General features: G+C 67.8%; 26 protein-coding genes. 11 read left to right on the forward strand and 15 right to left on the reverse strand.

The window, feature by feature from the left end; genetic code table 11:
* Positions 1-67 precede the first annotated feature (67 nt).
* From BTO20_RS02800 to BTO20_RS02810, 3 genes are read left to right on the forward strand one after another with little or no spacing between them, the layout of a single operon-like run.
* Positions 68-2,287, forward strand: a complete 2,220-nt coding sequence (locus BTO20_RS02800) for a propanediol/glycerol family dehydratase large subunit (protein WP_087073186.1) — start codon at positions 68-70, stop codon at positions 2,285-2,287.
* Entirely contained in the window at positions 2,284-2,616 is a 333-nt protein-coding gene (locus tag BTO20_RS02805) for a diol dehydratase small subunit (protein ID WP_087073188.1), read from the forward strand. The genes BTO20_RS02800 and BTO20_RS02805 overlap by 4 nt, the downstream gene beginning before the upstream one ends.
* Complete coding sequence (locus tag BTO20_RS02810; protein WP_198344449.1) at positions 2,616-4,328, forward strand: diol dehydratase reactivase ATPase-like domain-containing protein; 1,713 nt, start codon at positions 2,616-2,618, stop codon at positions 4,326-4,328. Before BTO20_RS02805 ends, BTO20_RS02810 begins: the two co-directional genes overlap by 1 nt.
* A gap of 4 nt (positions 4,329-4,332) precedes the next feature.
* On the opposite strand, the gene BTO20_RS02815 is transcribed toward BTO20_RS02810, so the two are convergent.
* The 4 genes from BTO20_RS02815 to BTO20_RS02830 form a co-directional block, all read right to left on the reverse strand.
* A complete protein-coding gene (locus BTO20_RS02815; RefSeq protein ID WP_087073192.1) occupies positions 4,333-4,569 on the reverse strand; it encodes a hypothetical protein in 237 nt (78 codons plus the stop codon).
* A gap of 124 nt (positions 4,570-4,693) precedes the next feature.
* A complete protein-coding gene (locus BTO20_RS02820) occupies positions 4,694-6,475 on the reverse strand; it encodes a penicillin-binding transpeptidase domain-containing protein (protein ID WP_087073194.1) in 1,782 nt (593 codons plus the stop codon).
* Positions 6,472-7,131, reverse strand: a complete 660-nt coding sequence (locus BTO20_RS02825) for an SGNH/GDSL hydrolase family protein (protein ID WP_087073196.1) — start codon at positions 7,129-7,131, stop codon at positions 6,472-6,474. Before BTO20_RS02825 ends, BTO20_RS02820 begins: the two co-directional genes overlap by 4 nt.
* A gap of 93 nt (positions 7,132-7,224) precedes the next feature.
* On the reverse strand, positions 7,225-7,737 hold the full coding sequence (locus BTO20_RS02830) for a lipoprotein LpqH (RefSeq protein WP_087081533.1): 513 nt from the start codon (positions 7,735-7,737) through the stop codon (positions 7,225-7,227).
* A gap of 137 nt (positions 7,738-7,874) precedes the next feature.
* Here BTO20_RS02830 and BTO20_RS02835 point away from each other — a divergent pair, with 137 nt between their 5' ends.
* On the forward strand, positions 7,875-8,795 hold the full coding sequence (locus BTO20_RS02835) for a haloalkane dehalogenase (RefSeq protein ID WP_087073198.1): 921 nt from the start codon (positions 7,875-7,877) through the stop codon (positions 8,793-8,795).
* Here the strand turns inward: BTO20_RS02835 and BTO20_RS02840 are convergent.
* A complete protein-coding gene (locus BTO20_RS02840) occupies positions 8,792-9,526 on the reverse strand; it encodes a hypothetical protein (protein WP_157680124.1) in 735 nt (244 codons plus the stop codon). The two genes, BTO20_RS02835 and BTO20_RS02840, sit on opposite strands and share 4 nt — an antisense overlap.
* 4 nt (positions 9,527-9,530) lie before the next feature.
* Here BTO20_RS02840 and BTO20_RS39140 point away from each other — a divergent pair, with 4 nt between their 5' ends.
* The gene (locus BTO20_RS39140; RefSeq protein ID WP_157680125.1) at positions 9,531-9,755 is read left to right on the forward strand and encodes a hypothetical protein; all 225 of its coding nucleotides are present in this window, start codon (positions 9,531-9,533) and stop codon (positions 9,753-9,755) included.
* A gap of 410 nt (positions 9,756-10,165) precedes the next feature.
* Here BTO20_RS39140 and BTO20_RS02845 read toward each other — a convergent pair whose 3' ends face one another.
* Positions 10,166-10,678, reverse strand: coding sequence for a lipoprotein LpqH (locus BTO20_RS02845; protein ID WP_087073202.1), 513 nt, complete (start codon positions 10,676-10,678; stop codon positions 10,166-10,168).
* 68 nt (positions 10,679-10,746) lie between these two features.
* Here BTO20_RS02845 and tgt point away from each other — a divergent pair, with 68 nt between their 5' ends.
* Both tgt and BTO20_RS02855 read left to right on the forward strand, forming a co-directional pair.
* Positions 10,747-11,982, forward strand: coding sequence for a tRNA guanosine(34) transglycosylase Tgt (tgt, locus tag BTO20_RS02850; protein ID WP_087073204.1), 1,236 nt, complete (start codon positions 10,747-10,749; stop codon positions 11,980-11,982).
* Positions 11,983-12,023: 41 nt separating this feature from the next.
* Positions 12,024-13,235, forward strand: coding sequence for a cytochrome P450 (locus tag BTO20_RS02855; RefSeq protein WP_087073207.1), 1,212 nt, complete (start codon positions 12,024-12,026; stop codon positions 13,233-13,235).
* On the opposite strand, the gene BTO20_RS02860 is transcribed toward BTO20_RS02855, so the two are convergent.
* Positions 13,138-14,448, reverse strand: a complete 1,311-nt coding sequence (locus BTO20_RS02860; protein WP_232491022.1) for an MFS transporter — start codon at positions 14,446-14,448, stop codon at positions 13,138-13,140. The genes BTO20_RS02855 and BTO20_RS02860 overlap by 98 nt on opposite strands.
* Before the next feature lie 115 nt (positions 14,449-14,563).
* Here BTO20_RS02860 and BTO20_RS02865 point away from each other — a divergent pair, with 115 nt between their 5' ends.
* Positions 14,564-15,916: an aldehyde dehydrogenase family protein gene (locus tag BTO20_RS02865; protein ID WP_087081536.1), complete on the forward strand. Its 1,353-nt coding sequence runs from the start codon at positions 14,564-14,566 to the stop codon at positions 15,914-15,916.
* Here the strand turns inward: BTO20_RS02865 and BTO20_RS02870 are convergent.
* The 5 genes from BTO20_RS02870 to BTO20_RS02890 form a co-directional block, all read right to left on the reverse strand.
* A complete protein-coding gene (locus tag BTO20_RS02870) occupies positions 15,903-16,658 on the reverse strand; it encodes an amino acid ABC transporter ATP-binding protein (protein WP_087073209.1) in 756 nt (251 codons plus the stop codon). The two genes, BTO20_RS02865 and BTO20_RS02870, sit on opposite strands and share 14 nt — an antisense overlap.
* Positions 16,655-18,115, reverse strand: a complete 1,461-nt coding sequence (locus tag BTO20_RS02875) for an ABC transporter permease subunit (protein ID WP_087073211.1) — start codon at positions 18,113-18,115, stop codon at positions 16,655-16,657. Before BTO20_RS02875 ends, BTO20_RS02870 begins: the two co-directional genes overlap by 4 nt.
* 59 nt (positions 18,116-18,174) lie before the next feature.
* Positions 18,175-19,056: a tRNA glutamyl-Q(34) synthetase GluQRS gene (gluQRS, locus tag BTO20_RS02880; RefSeq protein WP_087073213.1), complete on the reverse strand. Its 882-nt coding sequence runs from the start codon at positions 19,054-19,056 to the stop codon at positions 18,175-18,177.
* Positions 19,057-19,069: 13 nt separating this feature from the next.
* Positions 19,070-19,438, reverse strand: coding sequence for a hypothetical protein (locus tag BTO20_RS02885; protein WP_087073215.1), 369 nt, complete (start codon positions 19,436-19,438; stop codon positions 19,070-19,072).
* Positions 19,439-19,541: 103 nt separating this feature from the next.
* Positions 19,542-20,648, reverse strand: coding sequence for an ATP-dependent DNA ligase (locus tag BTO20_RS02890; RefSeq protein ID WP_198344237.1), 1,107 nt, complete (start codon positions 20,646-20,648; stop codon positions 19,542-19,544).
* 47 nt (positions 20,649-20,695) lie between these two features.
* Here BTO20_RS02890 and BTO20_RS02895 point away from each other — a divergent pair, with 47 nt between their 5' ends.
* Together BTO20_RS02895 and ligD are read left to right on the forward strand one after the other, a co-directional pair.
* Positions 20,696-21,817 carry an ATP-dependent DNA ligase gene (locus BTO20_RS02895; protein ID WP_198344238.1) on the forward strand — a complete coding sequence of 374 codons (1,122 nt, stop codon included), beginning with the start codon at positions 20,696-20,698 and terminating at the stop codon, positions 21,815-21,817.
* 1 nt (position 21,818) lies between these two features.
* A complete protein-coding gene (gene ligD, locus BTO20_RS02900; protein WP_087073217.1) occupies positions 21,819-22,865 on the forward strand; it encodes a non-homologous end-joining DNA ligase in 1,047 nt (348 codons plus the stop codon).
* Between the two features lie 10 nt (positions 22,866-22,875).
* Here ligD and BTO20_RS02905 read toward each other — a convergent pair whose 3' ends face one another.
* Complete coding sequence (locus tag BTO20_RS02905; protein WP_087073219.1) at positions 22,876-23,442, reverse strand: TetR/AcrR family transcriptional regulator; 567 nt, start codon at positions 23,440-23,442, stop codon at positions 22,876-22,878.
* An 80-nt stretch (positions 23,443-23,522) separates the two neighbouring features.
* On the opposite strand from BTO20_RS02905, the gene lipL reads away from it, so the two are divergent.
* The gene (gene lipL / locus BTO20_RS02910) at positions 23,523-24,800 is read left to right on the forward strand and encodes an esterase/beta-lactamase LipL (RefSeq protein WP_087073221.1); all 1,278 of its coding nucleotides are present in this window, start codon (positions 23,523-23,525) and stop codon (positions 24,798-24,800) included.
* On the opposite strand, the gene BTO20_RS02915 is transcribed toward lipL, so the two are convergent.
* Together BTO20_RS02915 and BTO20_RS02920 are read right to left on the reverse strand one after the other, a co-directional pair.
* Complete coding sequence (locus BTO20_RS02915; protein ID WP_087073223.1) at positions 24,764-25,258, reverse strand: GreA/GreB family elongation factor; 495 nt, start codon at positions 25,256-25,258, stop codon at positions 24,764-24,766. The two genes, lipL and BTO20_RS02915, sit on opposite strands and share 37 nt — an antisense overlap.
* Before the next feature lie 104 nt (positions 25,259-25,362).
* Complete coding sequence (locus BTO20_RS02920; RefSeq protein ID WP_087081543.1) at positions 25,363-26,613, reverse strand: NAD(P)/FAD-dependent oxidoreductase; 1,251 nt, start codon at positions 26,611-26,613, stop codon at positions 25,363-25,365.
* Between the last annotated feature and the right edge of the window lies 1 nt (position 26,614).

A 26,614-nucleotide genomic window follows, 5' to 3' on the forward strand; every position in this document is an offset into this window, starting at 1 on the left:
GACCAAAAACCGCAAGTCACGCAAAATGGTTGCCGTGACGGATGGCGATGGTGTGACCCTGGGCCGGATGCGGATTCTCGACGCGAAACCGGTCAACCTCGACGGTTTCAGTGTCACCAACCCGGATCTGGGCCTGGCCGCGATGAGCAGCCCCAACGACCCGGAGCCGTCGCTGGTCGTGAGAGACGGACAGGTCGTCGAGTTGGACGGCAAGGCCGCCGCCGACTTCGACGTCATCGATGAGTTCATCGCCCGCTACGGGCTGGATCTCGACGTCGCCGCCGAGGCGATGGCATGTCCCGACGTCGCGCTCGCGCGCATGGCCGTCGACCCCGGCGTGCCGCGCGCGGAGGTGGTCCGGCTGATCGGCGGCACCACCCCGGCCAAGTTGGCGCGGGTGATCGCGGTGATGACTCCGGTCGAGATGCAGATGGCGATGGCCAAGATGCGTGCCCGCCGCACGCCGAGCAATCAGGCGCACGTCACCAACCAGCTCGACGACCCGCTGCTGATCGCGGCCGATGCGGCCAGCGCGGTGGCATACGGGTTCCGTGAGGTCGAGACAACGGTTCCGGTGCTCGGCGACGCACCGTCGAATGCCGTTGCGCTGCTGATCGGTTCGCAGGTCGGGACACCCGGCGCGATGGCGCAGTGCTCCATCGAGGAGGCGCTGGAACTGCGGCTGGGGCTGCGCGGGCTCACCAGTTACGCCGAGACCATCTCCATCTACGGCACCGAGCAGGTGTTCGTCGACGGCGACGACACCCCGTTCTCCAAGGCCATCCTCACGAGCGCCTACGCGTCACGCGGATTGAAGATGCGGGTCACCAGCGGTGGCGGTGCCGAGGTGCTCATGGGGGCGGCGGAGAAGTGCTCGATCCTGTACCTGGAATCGCGGTGCGTGTCGCTGGCCCGCGCGCTGGGCTCACAAGGCGTGCAGAACGGCGGCATCGACGGGGTCGGGGTGGTGGCCTCGGTGCCCGAGGGCATGAAGGAGCTGCTCGCCGAGAACCTCATGGTGATGATGCGCGACCTGGAATCGTGTGCGGGCAATGACAACCTGATCTCCGAGTCCGACATCCGCCGTAGCGCGCACACCCTGCCGGTGCTGCTGGCCGGCGCGGACTTCATCTTCTCCGGGTTCGGCTCGATCCCGCGCTACGACAACGCGTTCGCGCTGTCCAACTTCAACTCCGATGACATGGACGATTTCCTTGTCCTGCAACGGGACTGGGGTTCCGACGGCGGGCTGCGGACCGTCCCTGCCGAGCATCTGGCCCGGGTGCGCCGCCGCGCGGCGCGGGCCGTGCAGGCGGTGTACCGCGACCTCGGCCTGGCCGACTTCGACGACAGCCACATCGACGAGGTGGTGGCCGCCAACGGATCCCGCGATCTGCCGCCCGGTGACCCGAAGGCCGTCGCCGAGGCGGCGGCCGCCATCGAGGCCAAGCAGCTCACGGTGTTCGACGTGGTGGCCTCGCTGCACCGCACCGGATTCGGCGAAGAAGCCGAGGCGATCATGCGGTTGACGCGAGAACGTCTGCAGGGCGACCAGTTACAGACCTCGGCGATCTTCGACGACCAGTTCCGGGTGCTGTCCAAGATCACCGACCCCAACGACTACGCGGGCCCGGGTACCGGGTACACCCTGAGCGAGGAGCGCCGTGCCGAGATCGACGACATCCGCCAGCAACGCAGCACCGCAGAGTTGACCGCCGACCAGGCCGAACACGCCGGGCACCTCCTCGTCACCGACGTGGAACCGGCCCGCCAAGGCCGCGACCCGCGCGAGGTGTGCATCGGCCTGTCCCCGGCGTTGGGCCGCAGCGTCTGGCTGACCCTGTGCGGGCTGACCATCGGTGAGGTGATCCGGCAGATCTCCGCGGGACTCGAGGAAGAAGGATGCGTGCCGCGGTTCGTCCGCGTGCGCTCGACCATCGACGTCGGCCTGATCGGGTTGACCGCGGCCAAACTGTCCGGGTCGGGCATCGGAATCGGATTGCAGGGCAAGGGGACTGCGCTGATCCACCGGCGTGACCTGGCGCCGCTGGCCAACCTCGAGCTGTTCAGTGTCGCCCCGCTGCTGACCGCCCGCAATTACCGTGAACTCGGCCGCAACGCGGCCCGACACGCCAAGGGCATGGCGCCCATACCGATCCTCACCGGCGGCACCGACGAGTCCATATCGGCGCGCTACCACGCGCGGGCGGTGGCGCTCGTCGCGCTGGAGCGTGAGGCCAGCGAACCGGGCCAGGGCCCCGTGACGGTGGAGGTGACGCGAGCATGAGCGAGAAGTTCACCGTCGCCGCGGCCGTCGACGGCAAGCTGGACCTGGCGGATCTGCGGATGGACCCGGCCGTGCTGGCCCACCAGGCCGCGGTCGCTGAGCAGGACGGCAACCCCCAACTCGCCGAGAACTTCCGGCGCGCAGCCGAATTGGCCATCATCGACGACGAGGAGGTGATGGGGCTCTACGAGGCGCTGCGCCCGTACCGCTCCACCGCCGCGGAACTCGACGCGCTGCAGGCCTCGTTGGCCGCACGTGGCGCTGCCCGTTGTGCCGAACTGGTGCGTCAGGCCGCCGTGGTCTACGCCCGCCGGGGTCTGCTGCGGTGATCGTCGCGGGTATCGATATCGGCAACCACACCACCGAGATCGTGCTCGCCCGCGTGGATACCGGTGCCGACGATGGCGCCGTGCAGCCCGTCGGGCACGGGCAGGCACCGACCCGGGGCCGCAAGGGATCCCGCGATTCGCTCGACGGGGCAGCGGCCCTGCTGCACCGGATCGAGGTCGACGCGGGAGCGTGTGCGGACGTGCTCGTCCTGTCGGCGATCCGCCCGGTGGACACCGACACCGCTCCGCTGCCACCCGCGTCGTCGCCCCGCTCGCCGGTGCGCAGCCTGCGCAAGCCGGACGCCAGCACGCCCGCGGGCAGCGGATTCGCCGTCGGCCGCCATGTCCCGCTGGCAGCGCTGTCCGGCCCCGCCGCGGCGGGCCCGGTCATCGTATCCGTCGACGGGGACACCGATTTCGAGGTCGCCGCCGCCGCCATCACCGCGGCGCTCGCGGACGGATGGTCGGTGACCGGCGTGGTCGCCGCACAGGACGACGCGGTGCTGATCGCCAACCGCATCCCGATCGACATTCCGGTGGTCGACGAGGTCGACGTCGCCGGGCTCGCGCCAGGAGCGCTGGTCGCCGTGGAGGTGGTGCCCGAGGGGCGGGCCTACCGGGCCCTCGCCGATCCGATCGCGCTGTGCGCCGCCCTGGAACTGGGGCATGAGCAACTGCCCGATATCGCCGAATTCACTCGTGAACTCGCCGACGCCCCCGCGATCGCGGTTACCGGCCGCACGGCGCCGCCCGAGCCGCCGGCCGTCGACGACGACTACGTCGAATTCACCGTCGACGGCAGGCCGGTCCGCTACTCGCCCGCGCAGGCGCACAGCATCCTGCGGCGCGACCCGCCAGGAGCTCCGCTGCGGATCCGGTTGCGTTCGATCCCCACCGCCGACCACGAAATCACGGTCGACGACGCCTTTTTCACCGATCTGTCGGCGTTGGACAACGGTGCGTGGCTGCGCCGCGGGGTCGCCGACGCCCGCGGCACGGTCGTGGCATTGCTGGCCGCCGACCACGTCGCCGACGCGGCGGCCACCCTGCAGGAGCTGACGGGACGTCCGGCGTACACCATCGCGAGCGAACCGGAGGCCGCGGCACGCGGGGCACGTACGACGCCCGGGCTGCCGCCGGACTCTGTGGTGTGCGACATCGGTGGCGGCACGATCGATCTGGTCGGTGCCGACCGGACGGTGACCGCAGCGGGAGCGGGGGAGACCATCACCGTCGCCGTGGCCCGGATGCTCAACATCCCGCGGGCGCTGGCCGAGCGGGTGAAGCGGACCCCGGCGCTGCGGGTGGAGGGGCCGCACGTCGCGCACGAAGAAGACGGCAGGCGGGTGTTTCTCGACAACCCGGCGCCTGCCGATGCCATCGGGCGGTTGTGCACGCGGGGCAGCGCCGGCCTGGTCCCGTTCTCGAACAGGCTGGCCGCCGAGGAGTGGCGCAGCCTGCGCCTGGCGATCAAACAGGAGACGGTCGCCGCGAACATCGCGCGCTGCCTCACCGCATTCGAAAAACCGCCTGCGGCACTGGTATTGGCTGGCGGCGGGGCACTCGACGACGAATTGTTGCGGACGGTGGGCGAATCCCTGCGGATGGTCCCGGTGGTGGTGGGGCGGGCCAACATCGACGGAATACACGGTCCGCGGTTCGCGGTGGCGTCAGGTCTGGTGCATCTGTACGCCACCGCATCGCGAAGCTGACAGATCAGAACGGCAGATCCACGTTGTTGGTCGTGGTGTTGGCCTCGTCGTGGTTGGAGTCGACGTAGCCCAGCCGGAACGGGACGTCGGGGTTGGTGCCGTAGGGCACCAGCGGGCTGGCGCCGCTGGCGGTGTTGGTGGTCTGGGTTTCGGCGGCTGCTGCGATGGGAGCCAGGGCGACCGTTCCGCCGATCGCGGCGGCGGCCAGTGCGGCGGCGATGAACTTCATCGGGTTCTTCATGATGGTCTCCTCGGTGCTGGTCGCCTGTGTCGGCGATGACTAAATCCTGTCTCTGCAGCACTTCGGTGTCGTCGCTGCTGACACCCAACCCCGGGTACCGAATACAGCCATTCCCGCGGTAGTGCTAGCCGGTATTGGCCAGCGCCGGCCGGAGGAATTCGCCGGTGAGTGTGACGGCCGGAGCCGACGAATCGCCACCGACGATCAGCGTCGCGAACGCGATGTCGCCGACGATGCCGGCGAACCAACCGTGCGAGTGGGTATTGTCGCCGAACTCGGCCGTACCGGTCTTGCCGCCGAGGTCGGGGATATCGCTGAGTTCGGCGGCGGTGCCCTCGGTCACCGTCTGGCGCATCATCGCACGCAGCGCGTCAACCACGTTGGGCGACAACGGCACCGACGGTTTGTCGGCAGTGGTCTTCTCGCCGTCGACCAGGGTCGGCACGATCGTCGAACCATGCGCCAGGCTGGCCTCGGCGACCGCGAGTCCGAACGGGCTGACCGTCACGGTGCCTTGCCCGATACCGTTTTCGACCCGCTGCGCCGCGGTGTCGGCGGTGGGAACCTTGCCGGTCACGGTCGTGAGCCCCGGCACCGTGAAGTCCACACCGATGCCGAAATCGCGTGCGGTGTTGGTCAGGGCGTCGGCGGGCAGCTTGTCGGCCAGCGCCGCCATGCTGGTGTTGCAGGAATGCGCGAACGCCGAGCTCAGTGGCACCGTCCCCAGATCGAAATTGTCCTCGTTCGGGATGGTGCGGTTTTCGATGGTCACCTGCCCTGGGCAGGCGACCGGGGTCTGCGGTGTCACGAGATTGGCCTTGAGCGCAGCCGCCGTGGTGATGGTCTTGAACGTCGAACCGGGCGGGTACAACCCGGAAAACACGATCGCCCCTTGCGGATCGGCGGCCGCGTTCTGCGCCGCGGCCAGGATGCCGCCGGTCGAACTCGACATTGCTATCAGCACGGCGGGCCGGGACTCACCTGCGACGGCGCGCTGGGCGAGCAACTGCAGCCGCATGTCCAGCGCGGTCTTCACCGGGTCGGTCGGGGCCGGTGGGGTGGAGATCAACCGCTGGGCCGGCGCGCCTTTGGCGTCGACGAGGTAGACCGACCACCCCGCGGATCGGGTGATGCGGTCGTGCCAGATCTGCTCAAGGCCACCGATCGCCGGAGAGTCCAGTTCCCGGTTGGCCGTGAGCAACTGGCCCTGTTCGACGATCGTGACGCCGGGGATGGGCGTGAGCTGATCGCGGACCTTGCCGAGATCGTCTTCGCGCAACTTGATCACGGTGACGCGGTCGTCCTGCGTGCCGTTGAGCTGTGCGGTAATGGAATCCGGTGTGGTGGTCGGGTCGAACTGGTTGAGCAGCCCGGCCAGGGCAGCTGCCGATTCCGGATGGGTGCGCTCCAGATTGATGACTCCGACGGTCTGCCAGCTCATCAATGGCTGACCGGTCCGATCGAGCACGGGTGTCTGTAGCTCGCTGTCCTGGCTGTACTGAAAACTCAGGCCATCTTTCAGATCACGGTGCAGCAGCGCGGAGGACCAGGTGATGCGCCAGTTGTCGCCGGACTTGGCGGCCGATCCTGTGGTGTCGTATGCGAAGTCGTGCCCCTCACCCCAGGACCATTGGTATTTCAGCGTGAAACCGTTCTCCTGGCCGTCCGTGGGTGACGAGCCGACGGCCAGCTTGGCCTGATCGCCCATGCCGTTGAACATCGCGGCGATCGTCTTTTCAGCCGTGGCCGGGTCACTGGTCTGTTCGGCGGCGGCGTGCGCGTCCTTGCGCTGCAGGGCATCTGCGAAGGAGGCGAAGACGTCGGCGGGCTTGGGAGTCGACGAGCAACTGACGATGCCCAGCAGCAGAGCAACCAGCGCGAGCACGCTCAGGATGCGTCGAGTCATGCCGGCACCAGCGCGCGGACCTGCTCGCTGAGAGCCACCCCGAGGTCATGATTGTTGGCCTCGGTGAAGTGGATCCCGTCGACCCCCTGCGTGGTCAGCACCGAACCCGCGTCGAAGAACGGGATCTTCATGAACGACGCGAGAGCGCTGTAGACCCTGGCGAGTTCGGCCGACTTACGTTGCCCGCCTTCGAAGATCAGCTCGAACCACGGGTGTGGCATGGGTGCCAGCGGCGGCGGCGCGACCACCAGTACCTGCGGCGCGGGATAGACCGTGCCCACTCCACCGGCGCTGGTCAGCACCTGCGTCGCCAGCACCGACATACCCAGCGCGATGTCCAGGGGCTCGCGCCGGAAGTACGCCTTGGTGTCGTTGGTGCCGAGCATGATGACGACCAGGTCCAGCGGCAGGTGTGCCGCCAGGCACGACGGCAGGTAGGCGGCGCCGTTGAGCCGCGGGTCGGTCGGGTCGTCGACGTTGGTGGTGCGGGCGCTGAGCCCCTCTTCGATCACCTCGTAGTCCGCACCGAGCCGGTCGGCCAGCACACCTGTCCAGCGGACGTGACGGGCGAACCGTTCCGTGGGTGCGCCGTCCGCGACGGGCACCCAGCCCCAGGTCAGTGAGTCACCGAAACACAGAATCCGCTTGGCCGCCATGGACCAAGCACATCACATGCCGTCGGGTTCGAGGGTGAGCCCGGGCCGCTCGGCACGCCGAACAGCCGCCGGGTCCACCCTCGTGTGCGGTCGTCAAGGGCAGGTGATCTCCACTTCGTAGGACTTGGTGACGGCTCCGGCCGTCGGGTTGGCCATGTCCATCCCGGTGGCGTTGCCCTTGATCGTGTAGGTGTTTCCGTCCTTGGTGGCCTCGGCGCTGCCGCCGGGCACGCCGGGCGTATAGCCGAGGGACACGCCGTCGATGTTGCCCAGCGCCAACGTGGTGACGGTCGGCGGATCACCCGGAGTGAGCGTGGCGCTGACGCCCGTCGGCGCCTGCCCGATGGCCAGGGTGACGGTGTTGGCCACCGTCGCGCACACCACCGAACCCTGGACTGCATGGTCCTTGCCGTCGATGGTGACCTTGGCGGTGCCTGTCCCGGTGGTGGCGGTGGCACCGCCGCCCGGAGCGGACACGGTGGCCGTCTGCGATGCTGTCGCCGACGAACCGCCTGATTCCGATTTCTTTTCACTCGACGAACAGCCCGACAAGCCGGCGATGATGACCGCCGCGCCCCCGACGGCTACTACGAACCCACGTTTCACCACTGTTCTCCTCCAGGTATGCGGTCCGTCGACGATGGCGGACCATACCTGTGCAGTATGGAGTCAGGTGTCGGTAGCGGCGAGGGATTGGACGAATTGTCTGGCCCGGCACGGGCAACGGTCGTAGGTTCGGCATCATGCAGACCTTGCGCACACCCGAGGACCGCTTCCGCGATCTCCCCGATTTCCCTTACACCCCAAAATATTCCGAGATCTCCGATGGAGACGGAGGGGTGCTGCGGGTGGCCTGGATCGACGAGGGGCCGCCCGACGCCGACCCGGTGCTGTTGTTGCATGGGGAACCATCGTGGTCGTTTTTGTACCGTCGCATGATCCCGGTGCTCACTGCGGCGGGGCACCGCGTGATCTGCCCCGATCTGGTGGGCTTCGGCCGGTCGGACAAACCGGCCCGCATCGACAACCACAGCTACGCCCGGCATGTGGAGTGGATGCGGGCCCTGGCCTTCGACGTGCTCGACTTGACGGGGGTGACGCTGGTCGGGCAGGACTGGGGCGGGTTGATCGGGTTACGGTTGGCTGCCGAGCATCCGGATCGGTTCGCCCACATCGTCGTTGCCAACACCGGCCTGCCGACGGGCGACATCCCGATGCCCGAGATCTGGTGGCAGTTCCGCATCGCGATCCAGAACCTGCCGACCATCGACGTGGGGCGGTTCGTCGCCGCCGGTTGTCGCCGCCCGGTCAGCGACGCGGTCCGGGCCGCCTACGACGCCCCGTTCCCCGACGACACGTACTGCGCGGGACCCCGCGCGATGCCGGGCCTGGTGCCCACCACACCCGACGACCCGGCCGCCGCCGCCAACAAGTCTGCGTGGAAGGCATTGTCGGCCAGTGAAACTCCGATGCTGGTCGCGTTCAGCGACAGCGATCCGATCACCGGTGCGATGGCAGGTATCTTTCGCCGCGAGATGCGCGGCGCCCAGGGCATCGAACACCCGGTGATCACCGACGCCGGCCATTTTCTGCAGGAGGATGCCGGGGAAGAGCTCGCCGCGGCGATCGTCACGTTCCTGCGGGACCACCCCGACTCCGACTAGGGATAGGTCTGCCCGCCGGTCAGCGTCACGGTCGTATCGTCGAGATTGATCAGGGTGGCGCTGTTCGTATCCCCGGTCTCCGTCACCTGGTTGCCGTCGGCGTAGTTGCTGAGGGCCTTGTTCGCATCGCCGTCGATCGCCACCTGATTGTCGTTGCCGCGGAACGCGTTCACGGTGTTCGAGTCGCCGGTGACCGTCACTTGGTTGTTGCTGGCGCGGGCGGGGCCGTTTTCCGCGTACTCGCCGAGGGTGAATACGGTGTTCGAATCGCCGGTGACGTGGGTCGTGTTGTTGTCGCCGCTGGCAGCTTGCACGGAGTTCTTGTTGCCCTCGACGGTGATCTGGTTCCCGTTGCCCGCACCGGCGTAGACCGGCTGGTTCTCGTCGCCTTTGACGGCGATGGTGTTCCCGCTTCCTGGGACGTAGGCAATGCCGGCTTCGGAGTTGTCGATGCCGCCCGCGATCACTGTCTGGTTCTTGTCGCCAACAACCTTGATGGTGTTGCCGTCGTTGCCGTCGTTGCCGTGCGTCGTGGCGTCGCAGGCGCCGTAGCTGCCGGCGTGGTACTTCGCGCACCCGGCGAGAACCGGGGCGTTCTCGTCGCCCACGACCTTCGCGGAGTTGTTGTCGCCGTTGCCGGCCCGCACGATGTTCTTGTTTCCCTTGACGGTCACGGTGTTGCCGTTGCCATTCCCGGCGAACACATCGTTGTTGTCGCCGACGATCACCACGCGATTGAAGTTTCCGTTGGCCGCGGTGCCGTTGCTCGAATGGCCCACGACAACGACGGTGTTGCCGACGCCGTCTTTGGCCGTGGCTGTGCTGTCGGCACCGATCGCGATCGCGCCGTTGGCGCCGCTACTGGATGCGTGGGCCGAGCCGCTGGAGAATCCAACCCCGCCTACAGAGACGCTGACGTTGGGAGTTGCCTTGTGGACGGCCTTTTCGACGGAGTTCTGAAGGTTGGAGTCGGCGTGCGCCGCGGGCGCCGCAACGAGGCTCGAACTGAACCCGGCACCGATCCCGAGCGCCACGGCCAAGGTTCCGACCCTGCCGATGGCCTTTGCGGTGCTGCTCGTCGTTTGCGCGTCGCGGTGCAAAGGCACTTCGCTCCCCCTGGGTTCGATATTTGGTTGAACCGGACCCTAACCACTTATTGACGCTACCGACAGCAAAACTCGGTCGAATGGCCCGAGTGGTTGTGTTCGCAACTATGTGTTCGGGCCGAGGCGGGGCAAAAGCGCACGATATGCCCGGTGGGCGAGGGGGTCGACATCGCAAAATTCGCCCAGACACGGCCGGTGGGCGACGGAATGTGTTGGAGGACCGGGCTTTAGGCGAGCTGGGCCCGGTCCGTTGCCACGGTCGGCTCAGGGGCAGGTGACCGCGACGTCGAAGGGGGTGTCGACAGGAGGCTCCGTGCTGGCGGAGTTGGAGCCCATGCCGCTGCCGGTCACGGTGTAGTTCTTGCCGTCGCGGGTCGCGACCACGGGCGTGCCGGACACGCCTTCGACGTAGGCCAACGCCGGTCCGTCGGAACCGATTTCGCCGATGTTCACCGACTTCACCGCCGGTGCGTCACCGTCGGTGAGCTCGATCGTGGTGTGCAGGTGACCCTCGATGTTGATCGTGGTCAGCCCGTCCTTGGTCTCGCAGCCGACACCGGTGAACGGTCCGGCGTCGTTCGTGCCGAAGGTCACCCGGGCCTGATTGGGCTGTACGGGCGACACCGGTGGCAGCGTCGAGGTCGACGTCTCCTGGCCCGACGCCTTCGGCCCGGGCGCCTGGGATCCGCCTGGCGAACTCGAATTCTGCGATGAACACCCGACGATCCCTACCAGCAACGTCGCGGCTCCGGCGGCGATGACGAATCCGTGCTTCACGACAAACGAGTATGGTCGCGTCCGCCCCCATGACGGAAATCGGGCGGCCATCCGGTTGAATACCTGCTGTGGGCGAGCCGTACTTCACCGTCGAAGCCGAGCTGCCCGGCCGGCTCGGTCGGGTGGGGGTGATCCACACCCCGCACGGGGACATCCGTACCCCGGCGTTCATCGCCGTCGGCACGGCGGCCACCGTCAAGTCGGTACTGCCCGAGACCATGAAACAGCTTGGTGCACAAGCTATCCTGGCCAATGCCTACCATCTGTATCTGCAGCCCGGTCCGGAGATCGTGGCCGAGGCAGGCGGGCTCGGCGCCTTCATGAACTGGGCCGGCCCCACCTTCACCGACAGCGGTGGCTTCCAGGTGATGTCGCTGGGAGTCGGGTTCAAGAAGGTGCTGGCGATGGACACCTCACGGCTGCAGACCGACGACATCATCGCCAAGGGCAAGGAACGGCTCGCGGTGGTCGACGAAGACGGCGTGACGTTCCGGTCGCATCTGGACGGCTCGAAACACCGGTTCACCCCTGAGGTCTCGATCGGTATCCAGCATCAGCTCGGCGCCGACATCATCTTCGCGTTCGACGAGCTGACTACGCTCGTCAACACCCGTGGCTACCAGGAACGTTCGGTGCAGCGCACGCACGAGTGGGCGGTGCGGTGCCTGGCCGAACATCAACGGCTGCAGTCCTCGACGCCGGAAAGACCGAGGCAGGCACTGTTCGGAGTCGTCCAGGGTGCGCAGTACGAGGACCTGCGCAGGCAAGCCGCGAGTGGGCTGGCCGGGATCCGTACCGCGGACGGTCACAGCTTCGACGGCTACGGCATAGGCGGGGCGCTGGAGAAACAGAACCTGGCGACCATCGTCGGCTGGGTCAGCAGTGAACTGCCCGCAGACAAGCCGCGGCACCTGCTGGGGATCAGTGAACCCGACGACCTGTTCGACGCGGTCGCGGCCGGAGCAGACACCTTCGACTGCGTATCGCCGTCGCGCGTGGCGCGCAACGCGGCGGTGTACTCGGCTACCGGCCGATTCAACATCACCGGCGCCCGGTACAAACGGGACTTCACGCCGATCGACGCGGAATGCGACTGCTACACGTGCGCCAACTACTCGCGCGCCTACATCCGGCACCTGTTCAAGGCCAAGGAGATGCTGTCGGCGACGCTGTGCACGATCCACAATGAGCGGTTCGTGATCCGGCTGGTCGACCAGATCCGGGCGGCGATCGTCGCCGGCGAGTTCGACGAGCTGCGGGCGCACGTGTTGGGGCGGTATTACGGCACTGCAGTGCGGAAGTAAGCGTTGACCTGCCGCTTCTTCAACGCGTGCACAATAAGTAGATGACGACCGTCGCCGAAGGTCTGCTGCTTGAGCTGCTCGACCCGGCCAACCGGGCCGACCCGTATCCGACGTACCGGAGGATCCGCGAGCGCGGGCCATTGCAGCTGCCCGAGGCCCACGTCGCGGTGTTCTCCACCTTCGCCGAGTGCGATGCCGTGCTGCGGCACCCGTCGTCGTGCAGCGATCGCATGAAATCGACTCTGGCGCAACGCCACATGGCCGAACACGATGCCGAGCCTCGCGGCGCGACCAGCTTCCTGTTCCTCGACGCGCCCGACCACACGCGGCTGCGCGGCCTGGTCAGCAAGGCGTTCGTGCCCAAGGTGATCAACGCGCTCGAACCCGACATTCGGACTCTGGTCGACGGGCTGCTCGACCAGGCCTCCGACGGCCCCTTCGACGCCATCGCCGGGCTGGCCTACCCGCTGCCGGTCGCGGTGATCTGCCGGCTGCTGGGTGTGCCGATCGAGGACGAGCCCAAGTTTCGCGACGCCTCCGCGCTGCTGGCCCAGGCCCTCGACCCGTTCATGGCGATGACGGGTGAGACGTCCGAGCTGTTCGACCAGCAGATGGCGGCAGGCAGATGGCTCGCGGACTACCTTCGTGACCTGATCGCGCAGCGTCGGCGCCGCCCGGGCGACGATTTGATGTCGGCACTGATCCAGGTGGAGGAATCCGGTGTCCAGCTCACCGAGGACGAGATCGTCGCCACCTGTGATCTGCTGCTCATCGCCGGACACGAGACCACGGTGAACCTCATCGCCAACGCGATCCTGGCGATGCTGCGCCACCCGCAGCAGTGGACGGCCCTCGGCGGCGAGCCCGGCCGGGTGTCGAGGGTGATCGAGGAGACCATGCGTTACGACCCGCCCGTGCAACTGGTGTCGCGAATTGCCGGAGCAGACATGACAATCGGCGACGTCGAGGTCCCCAACGGCGACACCATGCTGCTGTTGGTCGCCGCGGCACACCGCGACCCGGGAGTATTCGACCGCGCCGACGAATTCGACCCGGACCGCGGCGCCATCCGCCATCTCGGGTTCGGCAAGGGGCCGCACTTCTGCCTCGGTGCGCCGCTGGCCCGGCTGGAGGCCTCGGTGGCGTTGTCGGCGATCACCGCGCGGTTCCCGCAGGCTCATCTGGCAGCGGATCCGGTGTACAAGCCGAACCTGACCCTGCGGGGCATGTCCACCCTGTTCGTCGCTCCCTGACCTCGCCGAGCGTGCGTGTCTGCTCCCCGCCACGCCGTGTTTCGCCAGCAGTTCGCGCACGGTCGGCGCCGGTGAGCAGTATCGCGACAGCGATCGCCGCGGCGGTGACGGCCGCGGTTGCCGGCCAGCCCAGCCACCCGACGGCGGCTGCCCCAAAGGCCGTTCCCACGCTGCCGCCCACGAAGTACACCACCATGTATGCGCTGTTGAACCGTGCCGGCGCGGCGGGGTCGATGGCCAGAATCGTGCTCTGATTGGCCACTTGGGCGGCGAACAACCCGGCGTCGAAGACAGCGAGACCGATGAGGGTGGCCACCGGATGCGAAAGGCACACGGCCAGCGCGACTGCGCCGACCACCGCGATGCCCAGGCCGACCCTCATGACTCGTCGTGCGCCGGCACGGTCGGTCCACGCGCCTGCGATGCGGGTGGCGACAATGCCCAGTAGACCGGCAAGGGCGTACAGGCCGATCCGTTCGGGTGAATAGGAGTACGGCGGCTGCGCCAGCGCGACCGCGAGGCCGGCCCACACCGCGCAGAACGCGAAGAACCACAGCGCTCCCCGCACCGCGGCGATGCGCAACGTCGGGAATCGCAGGTACAGGCCGGGCAGGCCGCGGAGCGTCTCCAGATAGCCGCCCGTGGCCGAACCCGCTGCGGCGGGCACGGCCCGTAACGCCACGACTGCGGCGACGACGCATGCGACTGCGAACACGAGCAAGCCGCCCCGCCATCCCGCCACTTCCGTCAGCCAACCGCCGGCGATTCGGCCACCGATGATCCCGGCCGAGATACCTGCCGTCACAATTCCCAGCGCGGTTGCCCGACCGCCTTCAGGGACGAAACGCGCGGTTGTCGAGCTCAACTGGGCGCCGACTGTGGAACAGGCGCCGATCACGCCGATGGTGAGCCCCAGCGTACACAGCGTGCCCGCGGCGGCGTTGGCTGCCAAGGCCACGGCCAGGGCGGCGAACTGCGCGGCGAGAACGTGATTAGGTGGAAATCGGTCGACCAGCGGCACCAGCATCGCCAGCCCCACCAGGTAGCCGACGGGACCGCACGCCAGTGCGATGCCGACCTGGGCTACCGAGATGCCAAGACTGTCAGCGACATCGGATATCGCCGGTTGCAGCGGGTAGCTGGTGGCAGTGCCAAGGGCGGCGGCAATCGCCATGAACCACACGGTGATTCGGTGCATGTCTGGCTGCGTCATGCCCGTGACGTTATGGGCGCCCACGTCGAGGTGCTGGCGGAAATCCGACCACGCGGTGCGGCGCGTGTAGGTGCGCCCGACGTGGGTACCCGAAGGTGTGCCTGCGACATCTGAACTGACGATTCATAACCCACGCACCGGTGACCTGGTGGGTCGAGTAGCCATCGCCGGACCCGCCGAATGCGGTGCGGCAATCGAGCGAGCCTGTGCTGCGGCGAAACAGTGGTCCCGGATGCCGGCGGCGGAACGGGCCTCGGCGCTGCGCGCGGCCGCCGAGTCGATCCGCGCGGCGGCCGAAGAACTCGCCGAACTCAACGTCCGTGAGACCGGCAAGTTGCGGCCAGACGCCCTGGGCGGCATCGACGCGGGGGCCGGGACACTCACTCAGTACGCCGAACTCGGGCCGCTGCACGGCGGCCGCACGCTGCAGGGCGACTGGTCGGCCACCGACCTGATGATCCCGGAACCACGCGGAGTGGTGGCCGTTTTGACGCCCTGGAACGACCCGGTCGCGGTGGCCGCCGGGTTGCTGGGCGCCGCGCTGGTGACCGGCAACACCGTCGTACACAAGCCGAGCGAGCGCTGCCCGCGAACCGGCCGCAGGTTCGCCGAGCTGCTGGCCGAGCACCTGCCCGACGGTGTGCTGCAGATCGTCGACGGCGACGGTACCGTTGGCGCCCGCCTCGCCGGCGATGAACGCGTCGACGTCGTGGCGCACGTCGGCAGCAGCCTGACCGGCCGGGCCATCGCCCAGGCATGTGCCCAGCGCGGCGCCAAGGCGCTGCTGGAAAACGGCGGCAACGATGCGCTGATCGTGGACGCGGGAGTGGATCCGACCTGGGCGGCGCAGCAGGCCGCGCTCGGCGCGTTCGCCAACGCCGGACAGATCTGTGTGTCGGTCGAGCGCATTTTCGCGGTGGCGTCGGTGGCCGACGAATTCACCCGGGCGCTGGTGGACGAGGCGCGCGCGTGGGCCGACCGCATCGGCCCCGTCGTCGACGAGCGACAGCGGGCCCAGGTGCACCAGCAGGTCTCCGATGCCGTCAAACGCGGGGCTCGGGTGCTGATCGGCGGACAACCGGGCGATGGGGCCGGAACATTTTATCCGCCAACCGTTTTGAGTGACTGCACCCAGGACATGGCGGTGTTCTCCGAGGAGACTTTCGGACCGGTCGCTCCGGTCCGTACCGTGCCCGACTTCGGCACCGCTCTGCTGGAGGCCGCTGACGACCGCTATGGGTTGGCCGCCTCCGTGCTGACGACCGATATGGCCCACGCCCAGGAGGCGTGGCGCGCGCTTCCGGTGGGCACCGTCAAGATCAACGATGTCTTCGGCGGTGCGCCCGGTGGCGCGTCCCAGCCGCGCCGGGCCAGCGGCAGTGGCTTCGGGTTCGGACCCGAGCTGCTCGACGAGATGACGGCGGTGAAGGTGGTGCACCTGGCGCCGCCCCCGGCTACAGCGGGTTGAGGATCCGCTGCAGGAACTGCCGGGTGCGTTCCTCTTTCGGGTCACCGATCACCGCCGCGGGCGGCCCTTGCTCGAGGATCACGCCGCCGTCGGTGAACAGCACTTGATCGGAAACCTGTCTGGCGAACTGGATCTCGTGGGTGACGATGACCAGGGTCCAGCCTTCGACGGCGAGATCGCGGATCACCGAGAGCACTTCGCCGACCAGTTCGGGATCCAGCGCCGAGGTCGGCTCGTCGAACAGCACCACCTTGGGCTTGAGGGCCAGCGCCCGGGCGATGCCGACGCGCTGCTGCTGGCCGCCGGAGAGTTGATACGGGTACTGGTCGCGCTTGTCGGCCAGGCCCACCTGGCTGAGCAGTTCGGTGGCCTCGGCCTCCACCTCGTCGCGCGGGCGCTTCTGCGCGACCAGCGGGCCCTCGGTGATGTTCTGCAGCACGGTCTTGTGTGGAAAGAGGTTGTGCGACTGGAAGACGAAACCGCTCTGCGCCCGGTATTTCCGCAGCTGATCCTTGGGTACCGGGTTGGAGAAGTCCAGTTCGACGTCACCGACCTTGATCACGCCCGCATCCGGCACGTCGAGCGCATTGAGTGCCCGCAACAGCGTGGTCTTGCCCGAGCCCGACGGGCCGATGATCGTCGTCGCGCTGCCGCGCGGCACCGTGAACGACAGCCCTTTGAGGACTTCGTTGTCGCCGAACGCTTTTCGGACGCCTTGGGCAGTGATCCGATTCTCGGTCATCGCGCCACGTACCTTTCCAGTCGGTGTTCCAGGCGACTCTGGCCGAACGACAGCACCAGGCAGATCACCCAGTAGTACACCGCCGCCGTGCCGTACAGGGCGAAGAATTCGAATGTCGGCGCGGCGATGATCTGCGCTTGCCGCAGCAGCTCGGTGACCAGGATGGTCGACGCCAGCGATGTGTCTTTGACCAGCGAGATCAACGTGTTCGACAGCGGCGGCACGGCGACCCTGGCCGCCTGCGGCAGGATGATGCGCCGCAGCGTGCCGACATAGCTCAGCCCGATGGTCTCGGCCGCCTCCCACTGTCCCTTGGGGATGCTCTGGATCGCCGATCGGATGATCTCCGCCGCGTAGCCACCGACGTTGAGGGAGAACGCGATCACCGCGGCCGGGAACGGGTCGATCTTCACCCCGAACTCCGGCAGCGCGAAGAACACGATGAACAACTGCACCAGCAGCGGCGTTCCGCGGATGATCGAGATGTAGAACCGGGCGACGTTGCTGAGCACCACATTCGACGACAACCGGGCCAAGGCCACCGCCAGGGCGATCACCAATCCGATGGCGAAGCTGATGACGGTCAGCGGAATCGTCTTGGTGATGGCCGCTTTGGCCAACGGCCACAGATTGTCGGCGATGAGCTGCCAGGTGGACCGCGGCGCCTTCGGTCCCTCGCCGGCCTGCGGCCCTCCGGATGCGTTGGCCTTGAGGTACTTCTGCGAGATCGAGGCCAGGGTCCCGTCGGCACGCAGCTCGTCGAGTGCCTTGTTCAGCTCGGGTAGCAGACCGCTGTCCTTGCGGGCGGCGAAGCCCTGTTCGCTTTTCTCGCCGACGGTGCCCGCGATCCGGACCGACTTGTCATTGGTTTCGGCCAGATAGGCGTAGACGGCGATGCTGTCGTTGACGACGACGTCGACGCGGCCCTGATTGAGCAGTGCGATGGCTTGCGTGAACCCTTCGACCGTCTCCACCCGTGCGCCGGCCTTGCGGGCCACGTCCGACCAGTTGCTGGTGGCGTTCTCGGCAGCGACCTTGCCTTTCAGGTCGGCCAGCGAGTTGATCGAATGATTGTCGGCACGCGTGACGATGACGCCTTCACCGACCGAATACGGTTCGGATAGGTCGTACTTCGCTTGGCGCTCGGGGGTGATGGTGACCTCGTTGGCCACCACGTCGAATCGGTTGGCCTCCAACGCGGCGAAGATCGAATCCCAGGGCGTCTCCACGAATTCGACCTTGACACCGATCTTTTCGGCCACCGCGCGGGCCACGTCGACGTCGTAGCCGGTGAGCTGGCCGGTGGTCGGATCGTGGTAACTGAAGGGGCTGTACACGCCTTCGGTGCCGACCCGCAGCACCCCGGCTGACTTCAGCGGGTCGGTGGTGGTGTTCGCCGACGGTCCGCACGCCGCGGTCAGCAGCGCGAGAATCAGCAGCAGCCCGAACAGCGGCATTCGAAGGTAGCGCACTGCCGGAAGCTAACAGGAATCGTCGCCGTGCCGAAGGGTTCTGCTCAGTTGGCTTGATATATCCACGGATGTCGTGGCAGGCGTGCCGGGTCGAACTCGTCCAGCATGCCCTCCACGGTGGTGGCTGTATATCCCAGCGACGTGCTGATCTCTGCCAGGGCCCGGTCGACTCCGATCTCGTCGAGGGTCACCGCGCCGTCGCGTTTGGCCAGCCGGGCACCGTCCTCGTTGAGTACCAGCGGAACATGGGCATACGTCGGCTCGGGGTAGCCCAGCAGTCGGGCCAGATACGCCTGCCGCGGCGCGGAACTCAGCAGGTCATCACCGCGCACCACCTGGTCGATGCCGGACGCTGCGTCGTCGACCACCACGGAGAGGTTGTAGGCGGTAACCCCGTCGCCGCGGCGCACGACGAAATCGTCGACGATGCCGGTGTAGGAGCCGTGCACGAGGTCGGTGACGGTCCCGACGAACGTGTCGGTGCGCAGCCGCAATGCCGGGGGACGGCCGGTTTCGGCGCGCCGGGCCTGCCGTTCGGCAGCGGTCAGGTCCCGGCAGGTCCCCGGGTAGGCGCCCTGCGGTGCGTGCGGCGCCTGCGGTGCTTGGGCGATATCTCTTCTGCTGCAATAGCATTCATAGAGTCGGCCGTCGTCGCGCAGCGCATCGATGACCGCGTCGTACCGCTCGCGGTGTTCCGTCTGCCATTCGACCGGGCCGTCCCACGTCAACCCGATCGCCGCCAAGTCGTCGACCTGACGGTTTCCGATCTCGCTGAACGTGCGGTCGTCGAGATCTTCCACCCGCAGCAGGAACCGGCGTCCCGTCGACCGCGCGAACAACCACGCCAGCGTCGCGGTACGCAGGTTGCCGATGTGCAGATCAGCCGACGGGCTCGGCGCAAACCGTCCGGCGGGGGCGAGGCTCACGCCCGCAATCTAGCTAACGACGCTCCCAGGGCGCGTCCTCGCCCATCTTCTTGTAGTACTTCGCGAGGTGACTCTTCACGCGGTCGACGTCGTCCTTCGGGATGTCGATACCGCCCCGCGCGCCGTCCATGATCCCGCCTGCGGCCATCACACCCCGCGGTACCGCTTCGAGCTTGCCGCCGACCACGTCGGCGATCAGCAGTTTGTAGGCGGTGAAGTTGTCCTTGGCGTCCTTGTCGTACCAGACGTGCGCGTCGCGGTATTTCTCGTTGGGTTCGTCCTGCGCATCGGCCCACTTGCGGACCCGTTTGTCGGCGGCGTCGCCGTCCCATTCGCGGTCCCGGTCGGCCAGCGGCAGATCCTGAAATGCTGTCACAGACATGCTGGTGGCATGCCCGATGACCGCGGGCGATAAACGGGCTCGCTCGCGTACCGCGACTGTGAATCCTCTGCGAGATTCAGCGGCGCACTTTTTCGCACCAGCTTCACACTCGCCGCGCGCGCAGCCCCGGCACGATATCGCTCAGCTGGAAGGTCACCGGTTGGTCCAGCTGCGCATACGTGCATGAACGCGGATCCCGGTCGGGCCGCCACCGGTTGAACTGCGCGGTGTGCCGGAACCGTAGATTTCTCCCCGTCGCTTCGCCGGCCCCAGGGCGGCCTTCCATGTGGTCATAGCGCACCTCGACCACCCGTTCGGGTCGCAGTGGCACGAACGACAGATCCTTGCCCGCGTTCCACCGCGACCCGCCGTAGCGGCGCTGCGTGTCCTCGTCCACATGCGCGGCCCAGTTCCACGGATGCCCCTCGAAATCGGTGACCAGGGGCTGCAATTCGGTGAACAGCTCCCGGCGTTCGGCCATCGGGAAAGCGCCGATCACACCGACCGAGGCCAGCGAGCCGTCGTCGTCATAGAGGCCGAGCAGCAGCGAGCCGATCGCGTCGGGCCCGGACTTGTGCAGCCGATAGCCCGCCACCACGCAGTCGGCGGTGCGCTGATGCTTGACCTTGAACATCACCCGCTTGTCCGGTTGGTAGGTGAGGTCAAGCGGTTTGGCGACCACGCCGTCCAACCCGGCGCCCTCGAACTCGGCGAACCACCGCTGCGCCGTCTCCAGGTCAGTCGTCGCCGGGGTGAGGTGGATCGAGCGTCCCGCATCGGCCAGGGCATCGACCAGGGCCGCACGACGCTCGGTGAACGGGCGCTCGGTGTAGTCCTCATCGCCGAGGGCGAGCAGATCGAAGGCGATGAACGCGGCCGGGGTCTGCTCGGCCAGCAGGCGCACCCGGCTCGCGGCCGGGTGCAACCGCAGCTGCAATGCTTCGAAGTCCAGGCCGTTGCCGGTGGGCAGGACGATCTCCCCGTCGATCACACAGCGCGGCGGCAGTTCCGCCGTCGCGGCCGCGACCAGTTCGGGGAAATACCGGGTGAGCGGGCGTTCGTTGCGGCTGCCCCACTCGACTTCGTCGCCGTCGCGGAAGCAGATCGACCGGAAGCCGTCCCACTTCGGTTCGTAGGACATGCCTGCGGGGATCGCGGCCAGCGATTTCGAGAGCATCGGGGAGACCGGAGGCATGACGGGCAGTTGCATCGCTTCATTGTCGATGACATTGCCCGCGTTCCCGGGTCTACGTGAGTATGGAACCTGTGGACCTACCTGTCGCGCCGCCGCTGGAACCCATGTTGGCCAAGGCGCAGGTGAAAGTGCCCGATGACGCCGGCGTGTGGTCGTATGAGCCCAAGTGGGACGGCTTCCGGGCGCTGGTCTTTCGGGACGGCAACGATGTGATGTTGCAGTCCCGCAGCGGCAAAGACCTCGGCCGGTACTTTCCCGAGCTGCTCGATGCGCTGCGCGACGAACTCGTCGACCGCTGTGTGCTGGACGGTGAAGTGGTGGTGCCGCGGGAGATCACCGCGGACGCGAGGAGCAAAGAGATCACCGCCGACGGGAGCACCCGTGTCCGGCTCGACTGGGACTCGCTGTCGCAGCGCATCCACCCGGCCGAATCCCGGATCCGCATGCTGGCCGAACAGACGCCCGCGCACTTCATCGGGTTCGACGCGCTGGCGACGGGCGAGAAGTCCTTGCTCGACGAGCGGTTCCGGATCCGGCGTGAGGCTCTGGTCGAGGCGGTCCATGAGACGCAGTGGTGTCACGTCACCCGCACCACCGAGGATCCCGCGCTGGGCACCGAGTGGCTCACGACGTTCGAGGGCGCCGGGCTCGACGGTGTGATCGCCAAGCGGCTCGACGGGCCGTATCTGCCGGGCAAGCGGGAGATGGTGAAGGTCAAACACCACCGCGACGCCGACTGTGTGGCCATCGGCTATCGCATCCACAAGAGCGGCGAAGGTGTCGGCTCGATCCTGCTGGGCTTGTACCGCGGCGACGGCGAGCTCCAAATGGTCGGTGGCGCTGCGTCGTTCACCGCGAAAGATCGGGTGAAACTGCTTGCCGACCTGGAGCCGCTGCGCGAGGGTGACGAGGTGCGCGAAGGTGATCCGAGCCGGTGGAACTCGGCGGCGGACAAGCGCTGGATTCCGGTGCGCCCCGAACGGGTATGCGAGGTGGCGTATGACCAGATGGAGGGAAACGGCATGCAGGCCCAAAGGTTTCGGCACGCGGTGAAGTTCCTCCGGTGGCGGCCCGACCGGGAACCGTCGAGTTGCACGTTCGACCAGCTCGACGTGCCGCTGAACTACGACCTCTACGACGTCCTGGAGCAGCGCGGGGCGAGCGAAGCGCCGGGGGGTAATTGAGATGGCAACGCCTGCAACGGAACTCGACGTCGACGGGATCAAGGTCCGGTTCACCAACCCGGACAAGATGTATTTCCCGAAGCTCGGCAAGGACGGCACCAAGGGCAAGCTGATGGACTACTACCTGTCCGTCGCCGACCGCATGGTGACCCTGCTGAAAGACCGCCCGACGCATCTGCAGCGGTTTCCCGACGGCATCGAGGGTGAGGAGATCTACCAGAAGCGGGTGCCGCAGAAGCATCCCGAATATCTGCAGACCTGCCGCGTCACCTTCCCGTCGGGCCGCACCGCCGACGCGCTCAAGGTGACCCACCCAGCGGCCATCGCGTGGGCCGCCCAGATGGGCACCGTGACGCTGCATCCGTGGCAGGTGCGCTGCCCCGACACCGAGCATCCCGACGAGCTGCGCATCGACCTGGACCCGCAGCCCGGCACCGGCTTCAAAGAAGCCAGGACCATCGCGTGCGACGTGCTCAAGCCGCTGCTCGACGAGCTGGGTCTGGTCGGCTACCCGAAGACCTCCGGCGGCCGCGGGGTGCACGTGTTCCTGCGGATCAAGACCGACTGGGATTTCATCGAGGTGCGTCGGGCCGGGATCGCGCTGGCGCGTGAAGTGGAACGGCGCGCCCCCGACGCGGTCACCACGTCGTGGTGGAAAGAAGAACGTGGCGAGCGGTTGTTCATCGACTACAACCAGAACGCCCGCGACCGCACCTTCGCCTCGGCGTACTCGGCCCGCAAGACCCCGATCGCGACCGTGTCGACCCCGCTGAGCTGGGCTGAGCTGCGCGACGCTGACCCCGACGACTACACCATCGCTACGGTGCCCGATTTCCTTGCTGGACGCGAGGATCCGTGGGCCGGGATCGACGACGACAAGCAATCCCTGCAACCTTTGCTGGATTTGGTTGCCGCGGACGAAGAGCGTGGCCTCGGGGACCTGCCGTACCCGCCGAGCTACCCGAAGATGCCGGGCGAACCGCCACGGGTGCAGCCGAGCAAGAAGGTCGCCGCGCACTGGGACGACGAAGGCAACCGGCGCGAGTAGCTGCGGTGGCCTACTTCTTCAGCATGAGGTCCAGGAACCGCTCCTGGCGCCCGGAGTCGGTCAGCTGTGCCGTCGAGTCCACGAGGTGCAGCATGCCGATGCCCGCGGCGAACGTCGACTCGGCGCGCAGCTGCGCCTCCTCGGCGCTGAATCCGTAATCCTGGTACGCCTTGCCCACCGCGAGCAGCACCCGCACGTCGGCGGCCCGCACATTGGCCGCGGCCACCTCGTCGGAACGCGCCCACTCCCGCATGGCCCGCTCCAACATCCAGTGCTGGGGGCTCAGGAGCGCGGACATCATCTTCGACAACCGCTCGCGCGGTGGCAGGTTCTCCAACTCGGCCAGCGAGCGGCGGTCGTTCTCCAGGAACGTGTTCCAGGACGCCACCAACGCCGAGCGGTAGCCGTCCATGTCGGTGAAGTGCCAGTAGAAGCTGCCGCGTGTGGCACCGACCTGTTGGCAGAGGCGCTCGATCTTCAATGCGCGCATCCCGTCGGTGGCCAGCAGAGCGTAGCCGGCCTGCAGCCAGTCGTCGGCGGTCAAGGTGCCGGGTACGCCCTTGCGTGCACCTGCCATGGCAACCAGGTTATGCCGCGGCGCGCGCGGATCGGCGGAATCGCTCCCGTCGACCGCTGATTGCCACCAAGGTGGGCGGTATGACGCGTGAAGATCTGCTCCGGCCCGGCGACGGCCTGCCCCGCGGGGTCTCCGGCGCCGCCGATCCCCGGTTCGCCACCGCGGTGCGGGTCTTCTCCGAACTGTTCCCGGGCAAGCGATTCGGCGGTGGCGCGCTGTGCGTGCACATCGACGGCGAACCGGTCGTCGACGTGTGGACCGGATGGGCGGACCGTGCGGGTGAGCAGTTGTGGACCGCCGACACCGGAGCCATGGTGTTCTCGGCGACCAAAGGCGTGGCGACGACGGTGATCCACCGGCTGGCCGACCGCGGTCTGATCGACTACGACATGCCGATGGCCGAGTACTGGCCGGCGTTCGGGGCCAAGGGCAAGGAGGACATCACCGTCCGCGACGTGCTGCGCCACCGCTCCGGTCTGTCGCACCTGCGGGGTGTGCGCAAGGAGGAACTGCTCGACCACGAACTCATGGAGGCCCGCCTGGCCGACGCGCGGGCCGACCATCTGCGGGGCCGGTCGGCCTACCACGCGCTGACCTACGGCTGGCTGTTATCGGGGCTGGCGCGGGCGGTGACCGGTAAAGGGATGCGCGAACTGATCCGCACTGAGGTGGCCGCGCCGCTGGACACCGACGGGCTGCACCTCGGCCGACCGCCTGCCGATGCCGCCACCCAGCCCGCGCAGATCCTGGTGCCCCAGAGTTCGCGTGGGGTTCCGTTGTTGGGCACCATCGCCCCGCGGGTGGCCGGTGGCCGGTTCTCCGGGCCGCTCGGGGCGATGTACTTTCCGGGCGTGCTGTCGTTGGTGCAGGGCGACACCCCGTTCCTCGACGGTGAGGTGCCCGGCGCCAACGGGGTGGTCACCGCGCGGGCGCTGTCCACCATGTACGGCGCACTGGCCAACAGCGGCGCGATGCACGGCCGGCAGTACCTGTCGACCGAACTGGTGCGAGACCTGGCCGGCAAGCCGAGCCTCTGGCCGGACCTCAACGTCGGTGTCCCGATGGCGTTTCACCTGGGGTACCACGGATCGCCGATTCCAGGTCTGCTGCACGGGTTCGGGCACATCGGTCTGGGTGGCACCCTGGGCTGGGCCGACCCGGAGACGGCCAGCTCGTTCGGCTACGTGCACAACCGGCTATTGACGCCGATGGTGCTCGACATGGCGGCGTTCGCCGCGCTGGCCCGTCCCATGCGGGTGGCGATCGAGGCGGCCCGGCACGCCGGACCGATGATCGTGCCGGCTCAGGGCTCCAGCTTTCCTCAGCCGCGGCGGCGCAAGGCCGTGACTCCGCGATAGCTGGTGACGGGCTGGTGCAGCCCGTACGGAACCGCGGAGACAAGGGTGACCGGAATCTGGTCGCCACTGGGAACCGAGTAGCTGCGGCGCTCGCCCGGGCGGGCGCCGAGGATCGCGGTACCGAGTGGGGACTGTACCGAATACACCTCCAGGTCACCGTATTCCGCGCCGCGGACGCCGAGCAGGAACTCTTCGGTGTCCCCGTCGTCGTAGCGCACGGTCAACACCATGCCCGGTTCTGCCACGCCGTCGTCCGGCGGATCCTCCCCGACGACGCAGTTGAGCAGCAGGTCGTGGATGTGCTGGATGCGGGCCTGGCGGGCGCGCTGGATGGCGACGCTGTTCTCGTCGGAATCGGTCGCGGCTTCGGTGGCGATCAGTTCGCGCAGCGTGGCCAGCTCCTGCTGCAGGCGGTCGTGGGCCTGCGGTGACATCCAAACGCGTTGGCTCGTCGTCATTTTGGTTCCTCCTGGTGGTGAAGCGTGTTTGTCGTCAGGGGCGGGACAGGGCACCGCCCCTGACGACGCGGTGGCCCACAGCGGGGCCGCGACGTGCTGAATTCCTAACGGAGCGGGTTGAATTCGCGTAGTGCTTCGGGTTGCTTGCCGGTGGTGATGTGCTCGGCCAGCAACCGGCCGGTGATGGGACCGTGCGCCAGGCCCCACATTCCGTGGCCGCCTGCGACGAAGAGACCGTGTGCCACTTCGCCGATCAAGGGGCGGCCGTCCGGGGTGACCGGTCGACCGCCGACCCACACATCGGTGCGTTCGGCCCAGCGCACACCGTCGAGCAGCGGCGCGGCCGACGCGACGATGGCCTCCACCCGTGCGGGCTGCAGTGGATCGTCTGGGGAACGGAATTCCATTGTTCCGGCGACCCGCAGCGCGCCCTGGTACGGCGTACACGCCACCCGGACGTCGGGGAGATACATGGGACCCGGAACCGGGCGGTCCACCGGCACGGTGAACGAGTAGCCGCGGCCGGCCCGCACCGGGGTCCGGACCCGTCGGCCGGTCAGCCGGGACAGCCATGCGCCGGTGGCGATCACCGTGGCATCGGTGGTGAGGTCCGTGTCGCGCAGCTTGACTCGGATGCGGCTGCCCGCGGGTTGCACGTCCGTCACCTCGGCGATGCGGATGGTTCCGCCGCGCGCGACCACGGATTCGGCCAGGGCGTGCACGAACCGGCCGGGATCTACGTAGCGCTGGCCTTCGACGCTGATGCCCGTGGTGATCGCCGGCGACGCGAGCGGCACGTTGTCGCGCAACGTGGCACCGGAGAGCCGATTGATGGTCACGGTCTGCCCGACGGCGGCGAGCCCGCGCAGCTCGGCCAGCAGATGCTCGGCCTGATGCGGTGATTCGAACAGTGCGGTGATGGGCCCGTCGGTCGTGGGCGCATCCACGCCGTTGCTGGTCAGCACGTCGTAGGCCTCGATGCACTCCGCGTTGAACGGCACGTTGGCCCGGGCGACCCGGCTCCACGAGGAGCGTCGGCAGTTGGCGGCGAAGCGCAGCAGGAACGACCACAGCCGCGGATCGGCCGTCAGCGGGATGTGCAGCGGTGCGGTCGGGTTGGCCAGCGAGCGCAGCCCGTAACGCAGCACACCCGAATCGTTGAGCGGGATGGTCAGCGTCGGTGACACCCAGCCGGCGTTGCCCCAGGACGCGCCTGCGGCCACCCCGGTGCGGTCCACGACGGTCACGTCGACACCGCGCTCCTGCAGGAACCATGCGGTCGAGAGACCGACGATGCCGGCACCCACGACGACGGCGGAACGTGGACCGCCGTCAATCCGTTCGACGCCGACCATG

Source organism: Mycobacterium dioxanotrophicus (assembly GCF_002157835.1).
Lineage (GTDB): Bacteria > Actinomycetota > Actinomycetes > Mycobacteriales > Mycobacteriaceae > Mycobacterium > Mycobacterium dioxanotrophicus.

What these genes read in the sequence shown, in the direction of transcription:
- BTO20_RS02855 (WP_087073207.1), top strand. Translation starts at nt 12,024, where the DNA reads ATGACGACCGTCGCCGAAGGTCTGCTGCTTGAGCTGCTCGACCCGGCC.
- lipL (WP_087073221.1), top strand. Translation starts at nt 23,523, where the DNA reads ATGACGCGTGAAGATCTGCTCCGGCCCGGCGACGGCCTGCCCCGCGGG.
- BTO20_RS02825 (WP_087073196.1), bottom strand. Translation starts at nt 7,131, where the DNA reads ATGGCGGCCAAGCGGATTCTGTGTTTCGGTGACTCACTGACCTGGGGC.
- BTO20_RS02820 (WP_087073194.1), bottom strand. Translation starts at nt 6,475, where the DNA reads ATGACTCGACGCATCCTGAGCGTGCTCGCGCTGGTTGCTCTGCTGCTG.
- ligD (WP_087073217.1), top strand. Translation starts at nt 21,819, where the DNA reads ATGGCAACGCCTGCAACGGAACTCGACGTCGACGGGATCAAGGTCCGG.
- BTO20_RS02920 (WP_087081543.1), bottom strand. Translation starts at nt 26,613, where the DNA reads ATGGTCGGCGTCGAACGGATTGACGGCGGTCCACGTTCCGCCGTCGTC.
- BTO20_RS02875 (WP_087073211.1), bottom strand. Translation starts at nt 18,115, where the DNA reads ATGCCGCTGTTCGGGCTGCTGCTGATTCTCGCGCTGCTGACCGCGGCG.
- BTO20_RS02905 (WP_087073219.1), bottom strand. Translation starts at nt 23,442, where the DNA reads ATGGCAGGTGCACGCAAGGGCGTACCCGGCACCTTGACCGCCGACGAC.
- BTO20_RS02815 (WP_087073192.1), bottom strand. Translation starts at nt 4,569, where the DNA reads ATGAAGAACCCGATGAAGTTCATCGCCGCCGCACTGGCCGCCGCCGCG.
- BTO20_RS02915 (WP_087073223.1), bottom strand. Translation starts at nt 25,258, where the DNA reads ATGACGACGAGCCAACGCGTTTGGATGTCACCGCAGGCCCACGACCGC.
- BTO20_RS02895 (WP_198344238.1), top strand. Translation starts at nt 20,696, where the DNA reads ATGGAACCTGTGGACCTACCTGTCGCGCCGCCGCTGGAACCCATGTTG.
- BTO20_RS02885 (WP_087073215.1), bottom strand. Translation starts at nt 19,438, where the DNA reads ATGTCTGTGACAGCATTTCAGGATCTGCCGCTGGCCGACCGGGACCGC.
- BTO20_RS02805 (WP_087073188.1), top strand. Translation starts at nt 2,284, where the DNA reads ATGAGCGAGAAGTTCACCGTCGCCGCGGCCGTCGACGGCAAGCTGGAC.
- BTO20_RS02800 (WP_087073186.1), top strand. Translation starts at nt 68, where the DNA reads ATGCGGATTCTCGACGCGAAACCGGTCAACCTCGACGGTTTCAGTGTC.
- BTO20_RS02860 (WP_232491022.1), bottom strand. Translation starts at nt 14,448, where the DNA reads ATGACGCAGCCAGACATGCACCGAATCACCGTGTGGTTCATGGCGATT.
- BTO20_RS02835 (WP_087073198.1), top strand. Translation starts at nt 7,875, where the DNA reads ATGCAGACCTTGCGCACACCCGAGGACCGCTTCCGCGATCTCCCCGAT.
- BTO20_RS02870 (WP_087073209.1), bottom strand. Translation starts at nt 16,658, where the DNA reads ATGACCGAGAATCGGATCACTGCCCAAGGCGTCCGAAAAGCGTTCGGC.
- BTO20_RS02890 (WP_198344237.1), bottom strand. Translation starts at nt 20,648, where the DNA reads ATGCAACTGCCCGTCATGCCTCCGGTCTCCCCGATGCTCTCGAAATCG.